This is a genomic window from Dietzia sp. HMSC21D01, assembly GCF_001815995.1.
Lineage (GTDB): Bacteria > Actinomycetota > Actinomycetes > Mycobacteriales > Mycobacteriaceae > Dietzia > Dietzia cinnamea.
In genome coordinates, this window is the sequence record NZ_KV823640.1 from 1 (window position 1) to 4,287 (window position 4,287).

The 4,287-nt window shown below is 73.2% G+C and carries 6 protein-coding genes and 1 pseudogene; all 7 read right to left on the reverse strand.

Translation table 11 applies throughout. The features are described from left to right. Positions 1-801 (reverse strand): chromosome segregation SMC family protein (locus HMPREF3086_RS01070; RefSeq protein ID WP_246830839.1); only part of this gene is annotated, 801 nt, incomplete at its 3' end. 16 nt (positions 802-817) lie between these two features. Continuing rightward, positions 818-1,108 (reverse strand): acylphosphatase, encoded by a 291-nt coding sequence (locus HMPREF3086_RS01075; RefSeq protein WP_070719743.1) that lies wholly within the window; start codon positions 1,106-1,108, stop codon positions 818-820. After that, the gene (locus tag HMPREF3086_RS01080) at positions 1,105-1,596 is read right to left on the reverse strand and encodes an OsmC family protein (protein ID WP_007627404.1); all 492 of its coding nucleotides are present in this window, start codon (positions 1,594-1,596) and stop codon (positions 1,105-1,107) included. The genes HMPREF3086_RS01075 and HMPREF3086_RS01080 overlap by 4 nt, the downstream gene beginning before the upstream one ends. Positions 1,597-1,600: 4 nt before the next feature. Continuing rightward, positions 1,601-2,512, reverse strand: a complete 912-nt coding sequence (gene mutM / locus HMPREF3086_RS01085; protein WP_070719744.1) for a bifunctional DNA-formamidopyrimidine glycosylase/DNA-(apurinic or apyrimidinic site) lyase — start codon at positions 2,510-2,512, stop codon at positions 1,601-1,603. 1 nt (position 2,513) lies between these two features. Next, positions 2,514-3,227, reverse strand: coding sequence for a ribonuclease III (gene rnc, locus HMPREF3086_RS01090; protein ID WP_070719745.1), 714 nt, complete (start codon positions 3,225-3,227; stop codon positions 2,514-2,516). After that, positions 3,224-3,823 carry a YceD family protein gene (locus tag HMPREF3086_RS01095; protein ID WP_070719746.1) on the reverse strand — a complete coding sequence of 200 codons (600 nt, stop codon included), beginning with the start codon at positions 3,821-3,823 and terminating at the stop codon, positions 3,224-3,226. The genes rnc and HMPREF3086_RS01095 overlap by 4 nt, the downstream gene beginning before the upstream one ends. A 23-nt stretch (positions 3,824-3,846) precedes the next feature. Next, positions 3,847-4,287 (reverse strand): annotated as a pseudogene (locus HMPREF3086_RS01100) (DivIVA domain-containing protein); the annotation flags it as partial.

A 4,287-nucleotide genomic window follows, 5' to 3' on the forward strand; every position in this document is an offset into this window, starting at 1 on the left:
GCGGGCCAGCTCGTCCCGGCGGTCGACCGCCTCGGCGACCCGGTCGGCCAGGCGGGCGCGCACGCTCTCCGCGTCGGCGAGCTCGCGCCGGCGGGTGACGAGGTCGTCGGCGGCCAGCCGGAACGTCGCGTCGCGCAGGTCGGCCTGGATCGTCTGCGCCCGCCGCGCCACCTCCGCCTGTCGCCCCAGCGGCTTGAGCTGGCGTCGCAGTTCGGTGGTGAGGTCGGTGAGCCGGTCGAGGTTGCCCTGCATCCCGGCGAGTTTGCGCTGCGCCTTCTCCTTGCGGCGGCGGTGCTTGAGGATACCGGCGGCCTCCTCGATGAACGCGCGTCGCTCCTCGGGTTTGGACTCGAGGATCTCGGCGAGCTTGCCCTGGCCGACGATCACGTGCATCTCGCGCCCGATGCCGGAGTCCGACAGCAGTTCCTGCACGTCCATGAGGCGGGCCCGGTCGCCGTTGATCTCGTACTCCGCGGCGCCGTCGCGGAACATCCGGCGGGTCAGGGAGACCTCGGCGTAGTCGATCGGCAGGGCGCCGTCGGAGTTGTCCAGGGTGAGCGTGACCTCGGCGCGGCCGAGCGGCTGCTTACCGGCGGTACCGGCGAAGATGACGTCCTGCATCTTCCCGCCGCGCAAGGTCTTGGCGCTGTGCTCACCCATGACCCACGTCAGCGCGTCCACGACGTTGGACTTGCCCGAGCCGTTGGGGCCGACGACGCAGCAGATGCCGGGCTCGAACTTCAGGGTCGTCGGCGCCGCGAAGGACTTGAAGCCCTTGAGCGTCAACGACTTGAGATACACGGGAGTCGATCCTAGGTCAGCGTTCGACGAATCCCGTCAGTCCGCCTCGCGCCGGTTCGTAGGTGTCGACGACGAGGTCCACGCGTCCGGGGGTGTCGCCACCGCGGAGGAGTTCGAGCAGGCTGGAGCACGCGGCCTCCTCGCCCTCGGCCACCACGTGGACGCGGCCGTCCGGCTTGTTGGCCGCGTACCCGCTCAGGCCCAGTTCGAGGGCGCGGCTGCGCGTCCACCAGCGGAAGCCCACCCCCTGAACGTGGCCGTGCACCCACGCGACCAGACGGACCGGGTCCCGTCCCGGGGCGCTCACTCGGGATCGCGCCCGGTCTCGAAGTGCAGCGCGACCTCGGTACCCGCGGTGATCGTCCGGCCGACGGTGCACGTGGCGTCGACCGAACGGCGGATCATGTCGAGCACGCGGTCGGCCATCGCCGGGTCCAGGCCCGACAGGTCGAGCTCGTAGGTCTCCTCGAGGCGCGGGTAGCGCTCGTTCTCGCGGTCGGCGTCGCCGGAGACGCGGACCGTTGCGGCGTAGTCGTCACCGAGCCGGCGGGAGACGGTGAAGTCCGACGCCATGGCCGTGCACGCACCGAGAGCGATCTTGAGCAGCTCGCCCGGGGTGAACACCCCCTCGACATCGGCCGACCCGATCTCGACCCGTGCCCCGCGCGAGGAGGTGCCCACGTAGCGCCGGGTGCCGATCCGGTCGACCCGGAGCTCCGGGCCGGTGCCCGGGGCGGGGGCGTCCCCGGCGGCGGGTGCGGGATCCTGCGGTGCGGGCTGAGGCGTCTGGGTCATGCGGTCATCGTACGACCGGGCGCCGGCGCGCCCCGCTCCGGCGGCGGGGCGCGGGCTGGCACACGGGGCAGAAGTGCGAGCCCCGGTTCATGAAGTCCTCGCGCACGACGGCGGTCCCGCAGCGGCTGCACGGCAGGCCCGCGCGGCCGTAGACGTCGAGCGACCGGTCGAAGTAGCCGGACGCGCCGTTGACGTTGACGTACAGCGCGTCGAAGGAGGTGCCACCGGCGTCGAGGGCGTCGGCCATCACGTCGCGGGCGTGCTCGAGCACTCCCGTGACGGCGCGCAGGGTGATCGCGCCCGAACGTCGCCGACCGTGCAGGCCGGAGCGCCACAGCGCCTCGTCTGCGTAGATGTTGCCGATGCCGGACACGACGGTCTGGTCCAGCAGGAGCCGCTTGATCTCGGTGTCGCGGCGTCGGATGACCCGGGCGGCGGCGACGGGGTCGAACCCGGACTCGAACGGGTCCGCGGCGATGTGCGCGGCCGGCGCGGGCAGCAGCACCCCGCTGCCGTCGCGGGCCCCGGCCAGCGGCACGACCGTCCACCCGCCGAACGTGCGCTGGTCGACGAACCGGAGCTCGTTGCCGTCGTCGAGGACGGCCCGGGCGTGCAGGTGGCGCACCGGCGGTGCGCCGGCACCCGTGACGAGCATCTGACCGCTCATGCCCAGGTGGACCAGGAGGCAGTCCGCACCGGCCGCGTCGTCGCCGTCGAGGGTGAGCCACAGGTACTTGCCGCGCCGCCGCGCCCCGCTGACGGTACGCCCGGTCAGCCGCGCGACGATCTCGGCCGCGCCCCCGGGCTGGCGACGGGCCGTGCGCGCCCCGGTGACCTCGACGGAGACGAGCGTGCGGCCCACGACGTGATCGGCCAGTCCCCGGCGGACGACCTCGACCTCGGGAAGTTCGGGCACGTCAGCCGGCGGTCCGGTTCGCCGTGGTCCCGTCCAGGGCCGCCCAGGCCTGCTCGGCGGCCTTCTGCTCGGCCTCCTTCTTGGTGCGGCCGGTGCCCTCGCCGAGCGCGTCGTCGCCGACGAACACCACGGCGGAGAAGGTCTTGTCGTGATCCGGTCCCGTCGAGGTGATCTCGTACCGCGCCTTGGGCCGGCCGAGCGACGCGCACTTCTCCTGCAGACTGGTCTTCCAGTCCAACGCCGCGCCCAGATGGGGCACGACCGTCAGGCGGTCGCCGATGATCTTCTCGATCAGGCCGCGGGCCGTTTCGAGGCCGTGGGTGAGGTAGACCGACCCGAACACCGCCTCGAGGGTGTCGGCGAGGATCGAGTGCTTGTCCCGACCGCCGGTGAGCTCCTCCCCGCGGCCGAGCCGCAGGTGCCGGCCCAGTCCGCCGTCGCCGAGCTCGCGGGCGATGTCGGCCAGGACGTAGGTGTTGACCAGGCTCGCGCGGATCTTGGCCAGGTCGCCCTCGGGGCGATCCGGGTACGCGTTGTAGAGGTACTCCGTCACGACGAGCTCCAGCACGGCGTCGCCGAGGAACTCGAGGCGCTCGTTGTGTGGCAGCCCCCCGTGCTCGTAGGCGTAGGAGCGGTGGGTCAGCGCCTGGGTCGCCAGGCCGGCGGGCAGGGCCACGCCCAGGACGGCGTCCAGCGCGGAGGGCTGGTCGGTCACGCGCGGTCCCCGTCGGTGTCGGCCGGGTCGGTCATGCCGAACTTCTCCGCCAGTCCGGCCCAGCGCGGGTCGATGCGGCCGGTCTCCTCGCCGGAGACCCCGTCCGGGGCGGGCGTCTCGGGGTTCACGCACTCGTCGTGTCCGTAGTCGGTGCACGTGGGCGACATGGGGAACTCGAGCCCGAACGCGTCGACGAGAGCTGGTTCGAGATCGATCAGCTCGCCGTCGAGCAGGCGCACCTCGTCCTCCTCGGCGCCGTCGGCCGCGGCGGTCCCGGGGGTCGCGTACATCTCGGTCAACTCGACGGCGACGTCGGTGGTGAACTCACCGAGGCAGCGCGCGCACTCGACGTCGGCCCGGCCGCTGACCGACCCGGTGACCAGCACGCCCTCGTCGACGAACGTCATCATGAGGTCCAGCTCGACCTGCGACCCGCTCGGGGTCCGGATGAGCTCGACGCCGATGTCGGAGGGCAGCACGGCGGCGCGCCGCACCGGCTCCATCGCGCCGGGTGTGCGGGACAGCACGCGGGTGTCGAGGACGAGCGAATCGGCGGCCGGGCGGCCGTGGCGGGGGGTGCGGGAGGTGGTGGACACGCCCAGCAGACTACCCGCCTGGCTCAGTAGTCCCCGTACCCGTCGCCGAAGCGCTCGTCGTCACGGGTGCCCCTGCGCGCGGCCGGATCGCGCCGCGCGGTGGGCGCGACACCGTGCAGTTCCTCGCGGCCGCGGGCGACGGTGCGCAGCGTCGCCCCGAGGAACTCCTCGAAGCGGGCCATCTTCTCGTCGATGTAGGCGTCGCACTCCTCGCGCCGGCGCTCGCTCTCGGCGTGGGCGGCGTCGCGCACGCGGGCGGCCTCCTCGTCGGCGATCCGCACGACCTCGGACTCGGACAGCATGCGCTGCTGCTCCTGGCGGGCCTCGGTGATCGTGCGGTCGTAGAGGATGTTGGCCTGCTCGACCAGCCGGTCGGCCTCGGCGCGGGCGCGGGTGGTGGCGGACTCGGCGTCCCGGCGGGACCGGTCCAGCAGCTCGGCGGCCTCGGCACGGGCGTCGCCGAC